The organism is Parachlamydia sp. AcF125, from assembly GCF_018342475.1.
Classification (GTDB): Bacteria; Chlamydiota; Chlamydiia; order Chlamydiales; family Parachlamydiaceae; genus Parachlamydia.
Genome location: NZ_JAEMUD010000001.1, coordinates 755,230 through 771,522 on the forward strand (window position 1 = coordinate 755,230; position 16,293 = coordinate 771,522).

Genomic DNA, 16,293 nt, shown 5'->3' on the forward strand with positions numbered 1-16,293 from the left:
TACCCTAAAAAAGGAATTTGGGTCTATTGTTTTCAAGGAGTGGGCCTACTAGCCTGAAAAAAATAAAAAGCAATGCTTAAAGGTAATTAAGCATTGCCTGACAAAGCTTTTAAATTTTCTGAATAATGAATTCTTCTTTTTGAAAGGTTGTCTGTTTTCAATAGCTGTGATAAGCAGAGTTACCATATGGCAGGTCCGACTGAGTAGACCTAGAGGAAGAAGAGAGAGAAGTTTTTGAGTATAAAGATCTAGCGTTATCGTAATCAAAAGGCTGAGCTGTCCGCGGATTAATGGCAATTTTTAAAGTTTGTATAAAAATCTTTACAGGAGCCAAAACAAGTTTGATCGGGATATTTACCGCGGCAACCACTGCCTTCTCAAAGAAAGAAACGGAGTGGTTAAAGCTGCACTTGTTATCTTTGAAGGGAGCCCCCGCTAAGTGTTTGGCGGCTGAACCTGCACAATCGATGGCTTTGAAGAAGGGCGTTATAGTTTCCAAGCTAATATCCGCGATGGCAACAGGCAGCGCTAGCAAGCGTCCTGCTAAAGTTTTGCGCGAATAGGAAAAATCATTAAGCTTGCCATAAAGAATTTCTCGAGTGGTATTAGCCTTTCCTTCTAAAAAACTTGTCATAGGGTACCTCCAAGCTGTAAAAAAATAACTGTTATTCAAATATGCAAATAAAAAAAAGCCTATCAGAAAATAAACCTACTGTCAAAAAAAATAAATATAAACGAAAGAAAAAAGGAACATATCGCATACCTGCTACCTTTAATTAATAAAAAAAGTCTCATTTATTTGAGTTTAAACCATAAGCTCTTTTCTAATTTTAAAGATGATGAGAATTTTTTGTCCCAAATGGCCTAGGATAGGCATAAACTTGCAATTTCTTCACAGCCAGGGGAGGAGATCTTTGAACTTTGGATAATAAAGAGTTGAGACTCCCTGGCATTATAATAAAATATCCCTCTATTATACAACTCAGCTTCTGCTAAAGGTTCGTTAAGGCCCTTTTGCTATTTCCTCAAATTTATGTCAACATATCTGTTCGGCTATACTCCATAGTTTTATTTTAAATTTTAAAGAAGAGGAGTTATTATTTAAAATGAGGTTGCTTAATTAGGCGCGAATGTGCTTAGAAAGCTTATTTTCCGAGAAAATAGAAAATAGGAAAAATGATTCGAGCTAGCCTCGATATTTAGTATTCATTACCTGATTAGCCAAAATCCTCATACAGCTTGCGGTTTACCTTCTCTTTTAGATGGGCAAATTCGCTATGACAAAATTACAACATTCTTATCTAACTGGAGTGGGAGCCAGGGCTAAAACTTACTTAGAGCAAGGATTATTTTACAGCGGAGGTTTTGCTGCTTCATTTCAAAAAAGCAACAAACTTATCTAAAGAAAAAGCCGCGTGCGGTAGGTTTTTGAGCGCTGACAATCGCTGAAAGGTTGCGAGTGAAGAGCCCTAGAAAAAGCTCTGTTGTTTCTAAGAATAGTCCTCACAGGGTGAAGTTTATGATCCGTTGCTACCAAACGTGGGCGTTTTATAGTTAAAAAAGCAAACGCTCTGAGGGTTTTTGGCAATAACCACAGTTTGATAAAAGATTTTAAGAGGGGCTACAATGAGCTTAATAGGCAAACGGGCTGCTTCAAGCAACGATTTTTCAAAATCCCTGATACTGTGTTTGATTTCAAAGCCTGACTTAGGGGATAGCACGGCTCCCCCTAAAATAATTACTCCAGCTACAGCAAATTGAATCGATCTAACAGGGGATGCCGCTATTTCGAGCGTAATGTCTATAATTGCAATAGGCAATGAGAGGAGGCGGCCTAAATTTTTATGGGAGGTAGAAAAACGGTTAAAATTTGTAAAAATTTTTTCCCGAGCAGTTTCGAAAGCTTCTTTTACAGGGTCGAAAGTCATAAGTCTTTTCTTGTGATAAAAATTTTGATCCTCTCGAATCTTCATGCTATGCATTGGCAGGTCTTGTGTCAAGGAAAAAGCCTAAATCTGCCTTTTGAAAAAAACATTCCTTTAAAAGGGATGATGGCTTAAAATTTTATCATCCGCTTTTTAATCCTATTTTGTGAGTGTTAGCATGTTTTTCAATCCAATAAAGCGATTACATTCCCGCTCGGATTACCCAATTTCTTTTCTAAATTTTCCTTTTTTTACCTCTTTGAAGCGCAAGTTTCCTACCGCTTTTTTTATCTGAGAATGGCTCCTTTTGTTAGCTGTCTAGCCACTCGTTGTTTGGATATCTTTGAAATTAAAGCATGCCATTAAGTGTTATGCATGCAAACATTTATTTTTTATAACGGAAAAGATATGTTTTCTGAGCTCTTTCAATTTTTTTTGAATTTGGATACCTTTTTTTGGGGTTACGTCGGCTTTTTTATTATTTCGGTTTTCGGCTGTTACCTTACCATTAAAACAAGCTTTTTCCAAATTCGCGCCTTTCCTTCAGTCATGCAAACATTTGCCAAAGAAATCCTCCCCCAATCTGGAAACGAGCGGGGATTGCAGCCGATTAAAGCTTTTTTTGCCTCCATTGGAGGAATGCTTGGGGTGGGCAATATTGTCAGTATTGTGACGGCCATTCAATTAGGTGGGCCGGGCGCGTTATTTTGGGTATGGGTAGCTGGTTTTATAGGAACTTTGATCAAATATGCGGAAATCTACCTTGGGCTCAAATACCGCGTTCAAAATGCTTATAAAAGTTATGATGGGGGCCCCATGTATTTTCTTAAACGGTCTTTTGGAGTGGAATGGGTCTCTACGCTTGTTTGTATACTCTTATGTATTTATGGGGCAGAGATTTATCAATTTAATGTGGTGGTAGACACTTTGGCATATTCTTGGGGGGTAAATCGATTACTTATTGCCACCATTCTTTTAGGATTAGTTTTATATGCAAGTTTAGGGGGCGCCTCTCGTGCAGCTCAAATATTTTGCTGGATAATGCCTTTTTTCATGGCAATTTATATGAGTCTATGTTTATGGATTGTTTTTTCTCATCTTTCAGAACTTCCCTCCGTTTTTTCAATGGTGGTGTATTCCGCATTTAATGGACATGCTGCAATAGGGGGATTCGCAGGAAGCACCGTGTTGATTGCGGTCCAAAATGGGATGGCCAGCGCGTGTTATGCATCCGACATTGGGATTGGATATGACTCTATCATTCAAAGTGAATCCCATACCATTTATCCAGAGCGGCAAGCTAGAATGGCATTTTTTGGGGTGGTCCTTAATAACTTTATCTGCACGTTAAGTATTTTAGTGGTTTTAGTGACCGGTTTATGGACAACGCCTTTAAAGGGGGAAGGAGTTCCGGTGGTGCAAATGGCATTGGCGCAACATTTCCCTTGGATTGCATTTATCATGCCTATTCTAATTCTAATTTTGGGATATACCACTTTGGTTTCATTTTTGATTGTCGGAATCAAATGTGCGCGCTATCTTCACCCTGAAAGAGGAGTCTCACTTTACTTGATTTATACCGTGTGCGTATTAACGTTTTTCGCTTTTTTTGATCAAACAGTTGCTCTTTTAGCAATGCGTGCGGCCGGTGCCTTATTGTTGGTTATTAACCTATCAGGAATTTATCGCTTAATAGGTGAAGTGGAATTTAACATTCACGATTCTGCTTTAAAAATTCAATCTGAGCAAAGCTGAGAATGGCGAAAGCAGTCGGTTGTGTGATCATTGACCAAGCCAATTGCTTGCATGTGGGCGTACATGATGGTTGGCCCTACAAACTTAAATCCTCTTTTTTTTAAATCCCGACTTAGGGCTTGCGAATGAGGCGTTTCGATAGGGATTTCTTGGAGAGAGGCCCAACGGTTTTGAATGGGTGCTCCTCCCACGAACTTCCAGACATACGTGTCAAAAGATCCAAATTCTTTTTGAATATCTAAAAATAACTGTGCGTTTTTAATAGCAGCTTCTATTTTTAACCTATTGCGAATAATCCCTTCATTGTTCATTAAGGCGGCGATTTGTTTCTCATCGTAGGCCGCCACTTTTCGGGGATTAAAGTTTGCAAAAGCTTTGCGATAATTTTCCCGCCTCTTTAAAATAGCCAACCAACTTAGCCCTGCTTGAGCACCTTCTAAAATAAGGAATTCAAAGTGTTTGCAATCGTCATGCAGGGGTACGCCCCATTCGGTATCATGATAATTTTCATACAGAAGATGCCCTTCTGTAACCCATTGACAGCGCCTTTTATTTTGTGAGTTCATAACGCAATTCCTTTTTTAAAACTTTATTTATCTTCTTAAAGTTTAGATGAGGCATCATTTAAAAAGAGAAGTGCCTCAATATAGGATAAGTGGCTTTTCTCACGCGACTAAAATCTTTGCGATGTATCCATACGCTCACCTGCCATGCTTATTATTTGGGGATAGGGCGGGTAGCCCAACCGATGGGACCTTTTTGCCTGTTGGAAGTTTACAGAATGCCTCTAAGTGTTTGATAAGTTTTAACAGATCATTCAGCAATCCCGCCAAGCCCTTGTTTGTTGCGGGAGGAAAGGTGAAATAGGGGAAGGCTTAACGTACCCCCTGGAAATCTGGCGCAAGGGAAACTTTTGAGGGCGATTCGAGAGTAAGGATTAGGATTTTATATAAATATTTGGAATTAAGTCAAATTCCCTAGAGTTTTAAAATTTCAAAAGGCATTAGCTCAATTTCCTCTTGTCCCTAACGGGGGGTTCAAGAGATTTTGAGGGTTTTGGCAGTAGCACCTCATCCATTTTAGCCCTTTTATCTGTATAAAGGATTAGGAAAGCAGCTGTTTCGAAAAGATGTCTAGCTTTTTTTACTCTTCTTTCTCTTCCTATGGAGAATTTAAGTGGAAGTAAACCTGCAGGTTGCCTACAATTTTAGTTTGCTAAAAATAAACATCTTTAATGAATGACACTTGAGTAAAGCTATGATTATCGGCGTTCCAAAAGAAATAAAAAATCACGAGTATCGCGTAGGATTAACTCCCGCTAATGTAAAAATTTTAAAAGAGTGTGGGCACACGATTTTAGTTCAAGAAGGCGCAGGGGAGCAGGTTGGGTTTAGTAATGCTCATTACGAATCTGCAGGGGCAAAAATTGTATCGACGGCTGCTAAAGTATTCCAAAGTGAGCTGATCATTAAAGTAAAAGAACCGCAAGAGTCTGAATTCTCTCTAATGCATGCAGAACAAACTCTTTTCTGCTATTTACACTTAGCCCCCGATCCCGCGCAAACGCGGCAGTTGCTCGAAAGAAAAGTGGTCGCAATCGCCTATGAAACCATTACCGATGCATATGGGCGTCTTCCTTTATTAGTCCCCATGAGCGAAATTGCAGGGAGAATCGCTATTCAAGTGGGGGCCTTTGCCTTGCAGCTAAATAATGGAGGCAAAGGGGCCCTCTTAGGTGGTGTTCCTGGCGTCGCTCCTGCTCAGGTTGTGGTATTAGGGGGTGGCGTTGTAGGAACAGAAGCAGCTCGTATGGCGATGGGGCTAGGAGCTCAAGTGACCATTATCGACAAAGATCTGAATCGCTTACGCCAGCTGGATGCTTTATTTGGCCCTCGCTTGATTACCCTTTATTCTACCCCGGCAACTATTGCAGAAAGCTTAGTTAAGGCGGACTTAGCCATTGGCGCTGTTCTTATTCCAGGCAAAAAAGCCCCACGGCTTGTTTCTAAGGAAATGGTGGCTAATATGTCACCAGGATCGGTTATCGTAGACGTAGCGATTGATCAAGGGGGATGTTTTGAAACAGCCGTACCAACCACACATGCAAACCCCTTATATGAAGTCAATGGAGTCGTGCATTATTGTGTCACAAATATGCCAGGGGCGTGTGCAGCGACATCCACGCGTGCATTGACGAATGCGACAATGGAATATACTCTTGAATTAGCAAATAAGGGAATTAAAGCTGCATTGCTCGAAAATGTTTATTTAAGGCAGGGAGTAAACCTTTATAAAGGCCAAGTCACTTATCAACCGGTTGCTCAAGATTTAGGTTATGAGTACTGTCCACTAGAAGTTTGCTTAAATTAATGAGAATGACATGCGTTATATTATTGGCATAGATTTAGGCACAACAAATAGTTGTGTTTCCTATGTGGATACCTATAATCCCAAATTAGCGGTGGAGACTTTCCGCATTCCACAGCTGACAGCTGTTGGATTTGTAGAAGCCCAATCCATTTTACCCTCTTTTTGCTATCTTAGCTTGCCTCATGAGTGGCCTGTAGGCAGTTTTGATCTCCCCTGGAAAAAAGACAGCCAGTTTGCCGTAGGAAAATTTGCTCAAATTCAGGGAGAAAAAACGCCAAATCGAAGTGTACAGTCTGCTAAAAGTTGGTTATGCCATTCGTCGGCTAGCCGGCGCGACAAAATTCTCCCTTTTGAAACTTCCGAGGGGATTGAAAAAATCAGCCCTGTCACCGCCTCTTCCCGCTATCTTCAGCATATTCGGGAAGCTTGGAATTTTCTGATGGGAAAAGGAAACCCGGAAGACGAATTCGAATCGCAAGAAATTATTTTAACTGTCCCAGCCTCTTTTGATGAAGTGGCCCGCTCTCTTACCGTGGAAGCTGCAAAACAAGCGGGTTTTATTTCCATGACCTTGCTCGAAGAGCCTCAGGCTGCTTTTTATTGTTGGATTTCCGCGCATGAAAAAAAATGGCAGCAAAGGTTCAAAAAAGGGGATTGCATTTTAGTTTGCGATGTAGGGGGAGGCACCACCGATTTTAGCTTAATTGAAGTGGTCACTAAAGAGGAGCAACTTGCTTTTCAAAGGATGGCAGTTGGCGATCATCTGCTCTTAGGGGGGGATAACATGGACGCTGCCTTAGCTTATTATTTAGAAAACAAGCTGCAGATTGAGCTCACCCCTTTACAGCGCCTGCAATTAAATTATCAAGCGAAACATGCTAAAGAACAATTATTGGAAGCTACAGTAGAAGAAGGGGCTAGCTATGCTTGTGTCTTGCAGGGAACAGGATCTAAAGTTATCCAAGGAAGCCGGCATATTCCCATCACGAAAAAAGAAGTTGAAAAGCTTTTGGGAGAAGGATTTTTTCAGGTCTATCCTTGGGAAGAGGCCATTCAGCTAAAGCGGGGAACATCGTTTCGAACCATGGGACTTCCTTATGAGGCAGAGCCCTCTATTACCAAACATCTCGCCCATTTTTTACAAAAAGCCTCATCCATTCGTAAAGAAATGAAATCCCCTAATTTTGTTTTAGTGAATGGGGGAACGATGAAGCCTTCCTTGTTTCAAAAGGCTGTCATGGATTCTCTTGCAGCTTGGTTTCCCCAACAACAGGTAGAATTGCTAACTTCTCCTTCTTTAGATTTAGCGGTTTCAAGAGGGGCTGCTTATTACGGAAAGGCGCGCAGAGGTCTTGGTGTTAAGATTGCTGGAGGAGTACCGCGAGGTTACTATTTAGGAATTGAAGCAAAAGCGGCCAATGAAACATCTGTTTTTAAAGCTCTCTGCTTATTGCCCAGAGGATCGGAAGAAGGGGCGCATTTCGAGCCAACAGAGACCTTCTGGCTTTTGCCTAATAAGCCTGTCTCTTTTCAATTATATAGCAGTGAGGTTAGGCTTGAAGACCAACAGGGAGAACTTATTGAAGTAGACCCTAAAGAATTGCATCCTCTTCCTCCCATCCATACCATTCTCCGCTTTGGCAAAAGTGGGGAAGAACAAAAAATCCCCGTACGTTTGCAAATTTCTTTAACGGCCATTGGAACGCTAGAACTTTGGTTAAGATCGGAAAAAACCGCTCACGAATGGGCGCTGGAATTTCAAGTGCGTACGGCAGCCGGGCAGGAGGATAGCTTGCTTGGCATGCAGAAAGCGCGATCAGATGAAATTTATGATAGGCAATTTCTTAAAAAGGGGAATGATTTGCTTGTCGAATTGTTTACCGGTCTTAATCAAGCTTCGAAAGAGATTATGGAAAAATTGGAAAATGTCCTTGAAAAGCCTCGAGCCGAGTGGTCGCCAAGTATCTTGAGAAATTTCTGGGCAACCTTGGCCGCGCAAGCTCCCCAGCGCAAACGCTCAGAAGAATTAGAAAAGCGATGGTGGAACTTGGCGGGATATTTGCTGCGCCCAGGGTTTGGCTACCCGTTAGATGATTTTCGGATCAAAGATCTGTGGAAAATCATTTTGGAGGATTTTAAACGCCCTAAAGGGGACGACGTTCAGATTCAGATGTGGATTTGCTTTCGACGGATTGCAGGAGGGCTGAGTAAAGGACAGCAGATCCAGTTAAGCAATGAACTTTTAGCGTTTATTTGGAATAAACGCACCCATACGTTTGAGATTAAAGGAAGAAAATTTCTTTACCAATACGCCGAAAAAATACGGGCTCTTGCCTCTTTTGAATGGTTAGACGTGCCCCTAAAAATCAAACTTGGAGAAGCTTTACTGAAACGGATTATTGCCGGAGAAGGGGAGGCTTATGATTACTGGGCTTTAGGGAGAATAGGGGCAAGGCATTTATTTTATGGCTCAAGTGCGCATGTGGTTCCAAGGGAGATTTGTACAGGCTGGGTGAAAACCTTGTTATCACTTGACCAAAAAGATTTGCGTCCTTATTTGTTTGCTATTTTGCAGTTAGCTAGAAAGACAAATCACCCTGAATTGAATCTGGCAAATGAGGTCATTCAACAAGTGGAGAGGGTTTTAGATAAAGAATTGCATGCCGTTGAATTAAAGCGCTTATTGCAAAATGAGGGCATGGCTAGCCAAGAAGACCGGGATAGAATTTTTGGCGAACAGCTCCCCCATGGGCTTACCATGGAGCTGTCTTAGAGACCTGGTTTTGCGCCAAAAAATAGGCCCATGGAGGCATACCTCGAAGGCCCTTTCTGCCAATCGATTGCGATCCCGTTCTTAAGCTATACCGAAAAACGATGGATTTTTCTGGCAGATGCTTATCTTAACTCAGGCATTTAAATGGCTGATTTTTCGCGTGTCTTGGAATAAAAATAAAGTTCAAATAAGGCTAGAACCCCTAGTAAAAGAAAGAGGGAGAAAGCGATAGGGGGAACTGGGATTTGTAAAGATAAAGCAATCAAGACCAGGAATTGGAGAAAAGTAGAAATTTTTCCACACCAAATGGATCTCACGCGGTGCTGGCTGAGCCGATTGGTCGCAATTAAATAACAGGTATAAGTAATAACAGCTAAATCTCGGCAAAAGAAAGCCACAAGCTCCCTCGTGGTAACAGGAGCATTTTCTTGCACAAGAATGCTAATGATGAAAATGACAAAAAGCTTATCCATCAAGGGATCTAGCATGGTGCCTATTTGGCTGCAAAGATGGTAACGCCGCGCATAGTATCCATCTAAAGCATCGCTCAACATGGCTAAAATCAGCGCGGCAATCCGATAAAAAATGTTTTCCTGCAAAAATACAAGGGCTAAGGGAATTCGAGTTAATGAAATAAGGTTTGGAAGGGTGAACATAAAAACAATCCAGCATTAAATTCTTAAGCTTTACCTAAATTTTGGATCTTTTTGGGTCTCAAGTAGAAAAATCCAAACCCAGATAGACATAATTAGAGACTAGTTTAATGTCTCAGCCTTTTAATTTCACGATTTCTTCGTGTGTAAACCCTTTTTTTACTTTGAAAGACGCAAACTGATCAACATGACAATCAGCGTGACACCCACATCCGCAAAAATGGCGAGGGCGAGGTTGCTCATTCCAAAAAGTGCCAGGGCGATAAAAATTAATTTAATAAAAATCGCGAGCGCAGTGTTGAATTGAATAGTGCGAATTGTCCTTCTGCCTAGTTTGACTAAATAAGGGATCACGTCTAAGCGGTCATTTAATAGCACAATCGAGGCGGCTTCAAGAGCAGCATCGCTGCCCAGGGAACCAATTGAAATCCCCACGTTTGAGAGGGCTAATGCAGGGGCGTCATTGACCCCATCCCCTACCATGGCAACCGTTTCGTATTTATAAATCAAATCGCGTATAGCCGAAGCTTTATCTTCTGGTAATAGGCTGGCCTTAACCTCGGGAATGCCTACTTCCTCTGCCGTGATTTTGGCAGGTGAAGGATGATCTCCTGTTAGCATAATAGGTTGGATGCGCAGCTGCTTGAGCCCTTCAACTAGGGGTTTACTTTCAGGTCTTATTCGGTCTGCCAAGGCAATCACCCCTTCCACAGCTTGATGAGTGGCTATCACAATGGAGGTTTTACCTTGTTTTTGTAAATTTTCAACCACCTCCACCACTTCTTGAGGAACGGTATGTTCTTCCAATATGAAGGGTAGCTTCCCAATGCAATGATGGGTATCACCGCAAACAAGGCAATCTGCCTTGGCTCCTTTACCTACAACACTTTGAAAATTCTTAACTGCATGCAGGGATAATTTTTCCTCTTTAGCGGCATTGACAATACTTTGGGCAAGGGGGTGCTCAGAAAAAATCTCAATTCCAGCTGCACATTCTAAAAGATGCTCTTTCGAGTGATTGCCAAAAGGAATGATATCGGTCACAACGGGCTGTCCGTAGGTCAGTGTACGAGTTTTATCTAATGCAATAGCTTTGATCTGGCCAATGGCTTCAAGGAACCTTCCCCCTTTAATTAAAGCTCCTTGAGAGGAAGCGTTGCCAATAGCGGAGTAGATGGAAACGGGTGTTGAAATGACCAAAGCACAGGGACAAGCAATCACAATTAATGCAAGCCCGCGTAAAAGCCACGTATCGAAGGGCTCATTATAAAATGCGATAGGGATAAAAACTAAAAAAAACGCTATCACAATGATGAAAGGCGTATAATACTGAGAAAATTTTTCAATAAACTTTTGAGTGTTGGCTTTGACTTGTGTAGCTTGAAAAGTCAGCTCTTTGATTTTAGCAAAGGTGGTATCTTGAGCTGCTTTAGTCACTTCCACTTCTAACACGCCTTGCTTATTTAATGTGCCTGCAAACACTGGATCCCCGGGAAACTTATCTTTGGGGATAGGCTCACCGGTAATGGACGTTTCGTCTACGTAGGAATTGCCTGCCACGACTTTGCCATCTAGGGGGATCAGATCAGAAGGCCTGATAAGGATGATTTCTCCCACTTTCACTTGGTCGATTGGGACCTGTAAATTGTTTTGTTTTAAAGATACTACTTTAGGCATTTTGTCGATTAAAGCGCCTAAAGCGGATTGGCTTTTTTCAATCCCTATATCTTCTAGTTTTTCCGCTAGGGTGTAAAGCACGATCACTACTGCAGCTTCTTCATATTTCCCTAAATAAAAAGCGCCACAAACCGCGATCAGCATCAAGGCATTGATGTTTTTAAAATCAAAGGTAATCAGAGCCTTAAATCCATGCCAAAGGGTTTGATAGCCTATGCCTAAGATAATGAGAGTTAAGACAGGAATTTCAATATGCACGGGTAAGTGGATATGTGCCAAAGAAAGAAACTCAAGAATTCCGACAAGGCAGCATATGATTAATAACCAAACAAATTTTTTATCTCGAAGCATAGGTAGCGTCCTCGTTTTGCAGGTTGTCGTTGTTTATTCCCTTATAAATAAACGAGACGAAAACTAAATGATAGGAGTTTCTCTTCTTTTTTTGATCCATACGATGAGTAAGGAAAGGGTAATTAAGCTGGCAAGAATAGAAATAAAAATAAAATTATAAGTTTTAAATGTACGGATAAGAAAGGCATAATTTGCTCCAAAGCTGTAGCCTAAATAAAACAAGGCAGAACTGGAGATTAAGCAGGCAAAACCATCGCGTAACAGGAACTTAAGGTAGTGCATTTTACCAAGCCCTGCGGTCATGAACAGAGCATTGCGGGCCCCTCCTGGTACAAAGCGACCGATGATAAAAGTAAAAATACCAAACTTTTCATAGTAATGATGCAATCTGGCAATACGCTGGGGAGTGAGAATTCTATTAAACCAACGGATATCGTAGAGTCTCGGACCGAGGCGCCTGCCTATCCAATACGCAATCGATGCGGAAAGCCAGCACCCCATATAGACCCATACAAACAAACGCAAAGTTTGCTCCGGAATGCAAGTGCTGGCTAATGTACCGGCAGTTAAAAGGCAAAGGTCTTCACTGATAGGGACATTAAAACCTGCCAGCATTAAAAGCAAAAAGATAAACCAATGGGCTGAATGTGCATGAGAACAGGCATACTGGAGGATTTCTTCCATGATTGCTCCTAGCACAACTTACTTATGCAGTTTCATTTTTCATAAGATCTGCACAATTTTTTGCCTCCCATCCTTTCTTAAAAAGAGCCATTTTTTTGTTAGAAATTCCGCCTAGGAATTCAATCGCATTCAAAAGGCGAGCCCGTGTTAAGTCTTTTCCCAAAATTCCCACGGAATCAAAAAGAGGAGGACCTTGGTTTTTTCCCATAATGCTTGCAAATAAAAGAGGCATAATCACTTTTTTATGGTTTACCCCAAAGACCTCTGCTGCTATACGGGAAGCCTGGTTTACACCTGTACTACCCCAATCTTCTAACGCATCCATGCTCCAAATCATCGATTGTAGGATGAAGCACGCTTGTTCGGGGGTATGGCCTTTGATTGTAAAAAGTTCCGGGGTATAGCGAAGGTGATTAATAAAAAAGAAATCGCACAATTCCATAAACTCCCCGAAAGTTTTAATTCGAGAGTGGCACAAGGGCATGAGCTTGCGCATATAAGCATCGCTAAAATTCCACTCTTTAAGACGGTCTAAAAGCTTATCTTCAGGGATATTTTTGATAAGGTATTGTTGGTTAATCCAATCGAGCTTTTGAATATCAAAGACGGCCCCTGAAACCCCAATTCGCTTGTAATCAAACTCGCTGACAATTTCTTCCAAGGAATAAATTTCTCGATCACCTGGCATGCTGTAGCCCATTAAAGACAAAAAGTTTATAAAGGCTTCAGGGAGATAGCCGCTATCTCGGTAAAAGAAAATAGATGTGGGATTTTTTCGCTTAGAGAGTTTTTTGCCATCCCGACCTAGTAAGAGTGGCATATGCATAAAGACAGGGGATTTCCAACCAAACAATTCATATAGCAAAACGTGTTTGGGAGTAGAGCTCATCCATTCATCACCCCGTATGACATGAGTAATTTCCATCAAATGATCATCTACTACGTTGGCTAAATGGTAGGTAGGGAAGCCGTCAGACTTCATTAAAACTTGGTCATCTACATCTGTCCAAGGAAATACCACGCGCCCTTTTATGGCATCTTCATATACACATTCTCCCTTCAGAGGCACTTTTAAACGCACGACGTAAGGGATGCCTGCAGCTTCTTTTTCTCGAATTTCTTCAGCACTTAAATTGCGACAACGACGATCATAGCCTTGTCTTCCGCCTGTTTTTGCAAGAAGTTCGCGCATTTCAACAAGCTCTTCAGCTGTGCAAAAGCATTTATAGGCGCCATCTCGTGCGAGGAGGTGGTCACATTGTTCTTTGTATAGCGGAAGTCGCTCAGATTGCCTATAGGGGCCGTAATTACCCCCGATATCAGGTCCTTCATCCCATTCAATTTGGCTCCATTTCAAAGCTTTATAGATATTTTGCTCATATTCGGGGCGGCTGCGACTTTGGTCTGTGTCTTCAATTCTTAAAATGAACTTTCCTTTATGATGGTGAGCAAAAATCATATTAAATAGAGCCATGTAGGCTGTCCCGACGTGGGGATCACCTGTCGGAGAGGGTGCGATGCGGACTCGTACTGACATAATAAAAATTTTCCTTAGGTTATATGTTAACCTGGGCCTCAGAAAAGCAAACTCCCAGGTTATTAAGAAGAAGTATTATAATAATACCTGCTTAGAATTCAAGGAAAACCTAAGTGGCTGTTATCATTTATTGGATATCATTAAAATCAGATCTTTCATGATATTATAGGTTTCAGTTAGCTGTAAGTCGTTTTGCCCAAACGAGCTCTCTTCTTCCTCCTCATTTGGAGGCATGTTTTTTTCTTTCTTTTTTAGGTCTTTCAAGAAGGCTTGAAAATTCTTATTGTGTTCAATCCGATAAGTAGAATTTGTGCGGAGGGTTTCTAAGTATTTAGTGTAGGTTGCCAATTTAGGCTGAAGATCGAATTTATAGAGCATCCGAATTTTCGCACGTTGTGCGGGGGGGATATCTGCGAGATCATCGTCAAAGTTTTCTTTAATGCGATCACTTTCAAGGGGAAATTTCGCAAATTTTTCTCCGATTTCAGCTTCTGAAAGAGCTCCGGGAACAATAATGTCGGCATACACTCCATTCAATTGAGGAGTTTTGCCAGAGACAGTGTAATAGCGCCCGCGCGTCACCTTGTATTCTCCTTGCGGATTCACAGAATCTATCGCATTTGAATTGAGGGTAAAAGTTTGAAAAGATCCTTTCCCATAACTATGATCATCCCCCACAATAATAGCTCGACCATAATCTTGCAACGTTTGCGCCACAATTTCAGAGGCAGAAGCGCTAGCTCGATTAATTAACACGATTAAAGGACCATCCCAGGTTGTTCTAGTTTCCAAATTACGAAGATGTTGAATTTTCCCACTGCTATCTTTAATGGTAACGACCACCCCTTTTGTAATAAACAAGCCTGTGACATTCACAGCTTGGGAAAGCATGCCACCGGAGTTATAACGCAGGTCCAGTATAATCCCTTGAAGTTTATGTTCTTTTTGCATTTTTTTTATTTCATTTTCCAAATCGGCTGCGGATGAACTTTCAGGATCTTGATAAAATGAATAAAGTCTTAAGTAGCCGATCACCCCACTTCCAAACGGGTCGTAAGAAGCTTCGTAACGTGTTTCTTTGAGAACCACTTCTCCACGCAAAATGGGAATATCGAGCTTTTGTTCAACAGGATGGCCATTTTCGTTGCTCTCTCGAATCACTGTTAAAATAACAGGCGTTCCTTCATGGCCCCGAATCAATTCTACAGCATTTGTAATGTCCATCCCGACAACGGGCTCTCCATCGACGGCAATAATCCGATCTTTGGTTTTTAGCTCTTTTCCGAGAGCTGCAGGTCCTCCTTCAATAATCTTAACAACTGTGAACCCATTAAGGTCGTCCCTTAATTGCGCCCCAATCCCTAACAACCTTTGTTGCACAGTGATCATAAATTCCGTGGCTTCATCGGGGGTAAAATAAGCTGTATGAGAGTCTAGAGCAGAGGCGCTGGCTTTTAAGAAGGTTGTTAGAATGCGCTTTTTGAATTCTTCAGGATTAGAATTTAGAATTTCTTCTTCATATTTCTCCTGCCGCTTTTTGATTCTTTGAAGCGATTTTTCTTTTAGTTCGTGGGTTAATTTTGCCACACTCTCAACTTGGAGGGCTTTAATGCGAGATAAACGAGTGAGAAGTTCTTGTTCATCTTTTGCCCATTGCATCTCTTTAAATTCTTCTGGACTTACGTGAGTGGGGAGATGCTGAGTATCAACTTGCTGGTCTAAAAGGCGTCGACGATGGATGGCTTCCACCATTTTTGTTTGGGCTTGTTCAAATACAGTGAATTGCCGATTTTGGTAGTCTGCAAGGATGCGCTCAATTTGGGCGTCATAGAGGTGTAGCCAGGGGGAAATATCTGCTTGAATAAAGTAAGTTTTAGTGGGGTCTAATTCTTCTAGGTAGTTAGCCAAGATACGCTGAATTAAGGGGGGCGTTAGTTGGTGATGAGAAGCGTGAGATTTCATGATTTCTTCTAGTTTTGCGTGCGCAATTTCGGGAGTAATTTCTGGAAGTTTTCCTTCCATAGACGAAAAGGCGCAAAAAACAAAAAGCGCATAGATAAATCGAAATAGGGGTGAAATTCTCATGTAAACTCTCATTTGGTTATTCATGATTAAGGGATGTTTCGCTTTTGTTTGGAGAGGAGTTACCAGTTTTTGGATCAGCCATTTTAAATAGTAAGTGTTAATCCATTTTCTGCTCAATGAAACATTCGATACCTTGAAATGGATTTTTTGGCAATCCTCGCTTTCAAGGGATATTTTTTAAGGTTAAAGTTTTATAACTTCCCGATCTTTTTTACTATGGATAAATAAAAAAAGCTTGTTTTTTTTGTAGATAAATTTCAATCAGCAAGGTGAATGCGCTAAGGATGGAAAAAATAACCAAGCTTATGCGCCCACAGAAGCGACATTAAAGGAGCCTGAGTGGTATAAACACATGCCAGGAATAGAGGAATATATCCTTCCCGTTGATAGATAATGATAGCTACAAATTTATATCAAAAACAGCCATCAAACAACCGAGACTACCACAAGCGAAACAAAGCCTGGCTGCTCAACCACTTTTAG

At 41.3% G+C, this 16,293-nt stretch carries 11 protein-coding genes; 3 read left to right on the plus strand and 8 right to left on the minus strand.

Annotated features, from left to right (window positions below; translation table 11 throughout):
• Positions 1-157: 157 nt before the first annotated feature.
• Together PARA125_RS03030 and PARA125_RS03035 are read right to left on the minus strand one after the other, a co-directional pair.
• Positions 158-634, minus strand: a complete 477-nt coding sequence (locus tag PARA125_RS03030) for a hypothetical protein (RefSeq protein ID WP_213157236.1) — start codon at positions 632-634, stop codon at positions 158-160.
• Between the two features lie 883 nt (positions 635-1,517).
• A complete protein-coding gene (locus PARA125_RS03035; RefSeq protein WP_213157237.1) occupies positions 1,518-1,928 on the minus strand; it encodes a hypothetical protein in 411 nt (136 codons plus the stop codon).
• Between the two features lie 372 nt (positions 1,929-2,300).
• Here PARA125_RS03035 and PARA125_RS03040 point away from each other — a divergent pair, with 372 nt between their 5' ends.
• Positions 2,301-3,680 (plus strand): amino acid carrier protein, encoded by a 1,380-nt coding sequence (locus PARA125_RS03040; RefSeq protein WP_249274144.1) that lies wholly within the window; start codon positions 2,301-2,303, stop codon positions 3,678-3,680.
• Here the strand turns inward: PARA125_RS03040 and PARA125_RS03045 are convergent.
• Complete coding sequence (locus PARA125_RS03045; protein WP_213157238.1) at positions 3,662-4,246, minus strand: DNA-3-methyladenine glycosylase I; 585 nt, start codon at positions 4,244-4,246, stop codon at positions 3,662-3,664. The two genes, PARA125_RS03040 and PARA125_RS03045, sit on opposite strands and share 19 nt — an antisense overlap.
• A 691-nt stretch (positions 4,247-4,937) precedes the next feature.
• Here PARA125_RS03045 and ald point away from each other — a divergent pair.
• Together ald and PARA125_RS03055 are read left to right on the plus strand one after the other, a co-directional pair.
• A complete protein-coding gene (ald, locus tag PARA125_RS03050; protein ID WP_213157239.1) occupies positions 4,938-6,050 on the plus strand; it encodes an alanine dehydrogenase in 1,113 nt (370 codons plus the stop codon).
• 10 nt (positions 6,051-6,060) lie between these two features.
• Positions 6,061-8,823 (plus strand): Hsp70 family protein, encoded by a 2,763-nt coding sequence (locus tag PARA125_RS03055; RefSeq protein WP_213157240.1) that lies wholly within the window; start codon positions 6,061-6,063, stop codon positions 8,821-8,823.
• Positions 8,824-8,963: 140 nt separating this feature from the next.
• Here the strand turns inward: PARA125_RS03055 and PARA125_RS03060 are convergent, their stop codons facing one another.
• The 5 genes from PARA125_RS03060 to tsp all read right to left on the minus strand — a co-directional run bounded on the left by PARA125_RS03060 (position 8,964) and on the right by tsp (position 15,810).
• The gene (locus PARA125_RS03060) at positions 8,964-9,479 is read right to left on the minus strand and encodes a CDP-alcohol phosphatidyltransferase family protein (protein WP_213157241.1); all 516 of its coding nucleotides are present in this window, start codon (positions 9,477-9,479) and stop codon (positions 8,964-8,966) included.
• A 156-nt stretch (positions 9,480-9,635) separates the two neighbouring features.
• The gene (locus PARA125_RS03065; protein ID WP_213157242.1) at positions 9,636-11,504 is read right to left on the minus strand and encodes a heavy metal translocating P-type ATPase; all 1,869 of its coding nucleotides are present in this window, start codon (positions 11,502-11,504) and stop codon (positions 9,636-9,638) included.
• A gap of 63 nt (positions 11,505-11,567) precedes the next feature.
• Positions 11,568-12,188 (minus strand): DedA family protein, encoded by a 621-nt coding sequence (locus PARA125_RS03070; RefSeq protein ID WP_213157243.1) that lies wholly within the window; start codon positions 12,186-12,188, stop codon positions 11,568-11,570.
• A 22-nt stretch (positions 12,189-12,210) separates the two neighbouring features.
• A complete protein-coding gene (gene gltX / locus PARA125_RS03075) occupies positions 12,211-13,725 on the minus strand; it encodes a glutamate--tRNA ligase (protein WP_213157244.1) in 1,515 nt (504 codons plus the stop codon).
• A gap of 123 nt (positions 13,726-13,848) precedes the next feature.
• Positions 13,849-15,810 (minus strand): tail-specific protease Tsp, encoded by a 1,962-nt coding sequence (gene tsp, locus PARA125_RS03080; protein WP_213157245.1) that lies wholly within the window; start codon positions 15,808-15,810, stop codon positions 13,849-13,851.
• Positions 15,811-16,293: the final 483 nt, after the last annotated feature.

What these genes read in the sequence shown, in the direction of transcription:
- PARA125_RS03030 (WP_213157236.1), bottom strand. Translation starts at nt 634, where the DNA reads ATGACAAGTTTTTTAGAAGGAAAGGCTAATACCACTCGAGAAATTCTT.
- PARA125_RS03035 (WP_213157237.1), bottom strand. Translation starts at nt 1,928, where the DNA reads ATGACTTTCGACCCTGTAAAAGAAGCTTTCGAAACTGCTCGGGAAAAA.
- PARA125_RS03040 (WP_249274144.1), top strand. Translation starts at nt 2,301, where the DNA reads ATGCAAACATTTATTTTTTATAACGGAAAAGATATGTTTTCTGAGCTC.
- PARA125_RS03045 (WP_213157238.1), bottom strand. Translation starts at nt 4,246, where the DNA reads ATGAACTCACAAAATAAAAGGCGCTGTCAATGGGTTACAGAAGGGCAT.
- ald (WP_213157239.1), top strand. Translation starts at nt 4,938, where the DNA reads ATGATTATCGGCGTTCCAAAAGAAATAAAAAATCACGAGTATCGCGTA.
- PARA125_RS03055 (WP_213157240.1), top strand. Translation starts at nt 6,061, where the DNA reads ATGCGTTATATTATTGGCATAGATTTAGGCACAACAAATAGTTGTGTT.
- PARA125_RS03060 (WP_213157241.1), bottom strand. Translation starts at nt 9,479, where the DNA reads ATGTTCACCCTTCCAAACCTTATTTCATTAACTCGAATTCCCTTAGCC.
- PARA125_RS03065 (WP_213157242.1), bottom strand. Translation starts at nt 11,504, where the DNA reads ATGCTTCGAGATAAAAAATTTGTTTGGTTATTAATCATATGCTGCCTT.
- PARA125_RS03070 (WP_213157243.1), bottom strand. Translation starts at nt 12,188, where the DNA reads ATGGAAGAAATCCTCCAGTATGCCTGTTCTCATGCACATTCAGCCCAT.
- gltX (WP_213157244.1), bottom strand. Translation starts at nt 13,725, where the DNA reads ATGTCAGTACGAGTCCGCATCGCACCCTCTCCGACAGGTGATCCCCAC.
- tsp (WP_213157245.1), bottom strand. Translation starts at nt 15,810, where the DNA reads ATGAGAATTTCACCCCTATTTCGATTTATCTATGCGCTTTTTGTTTTT.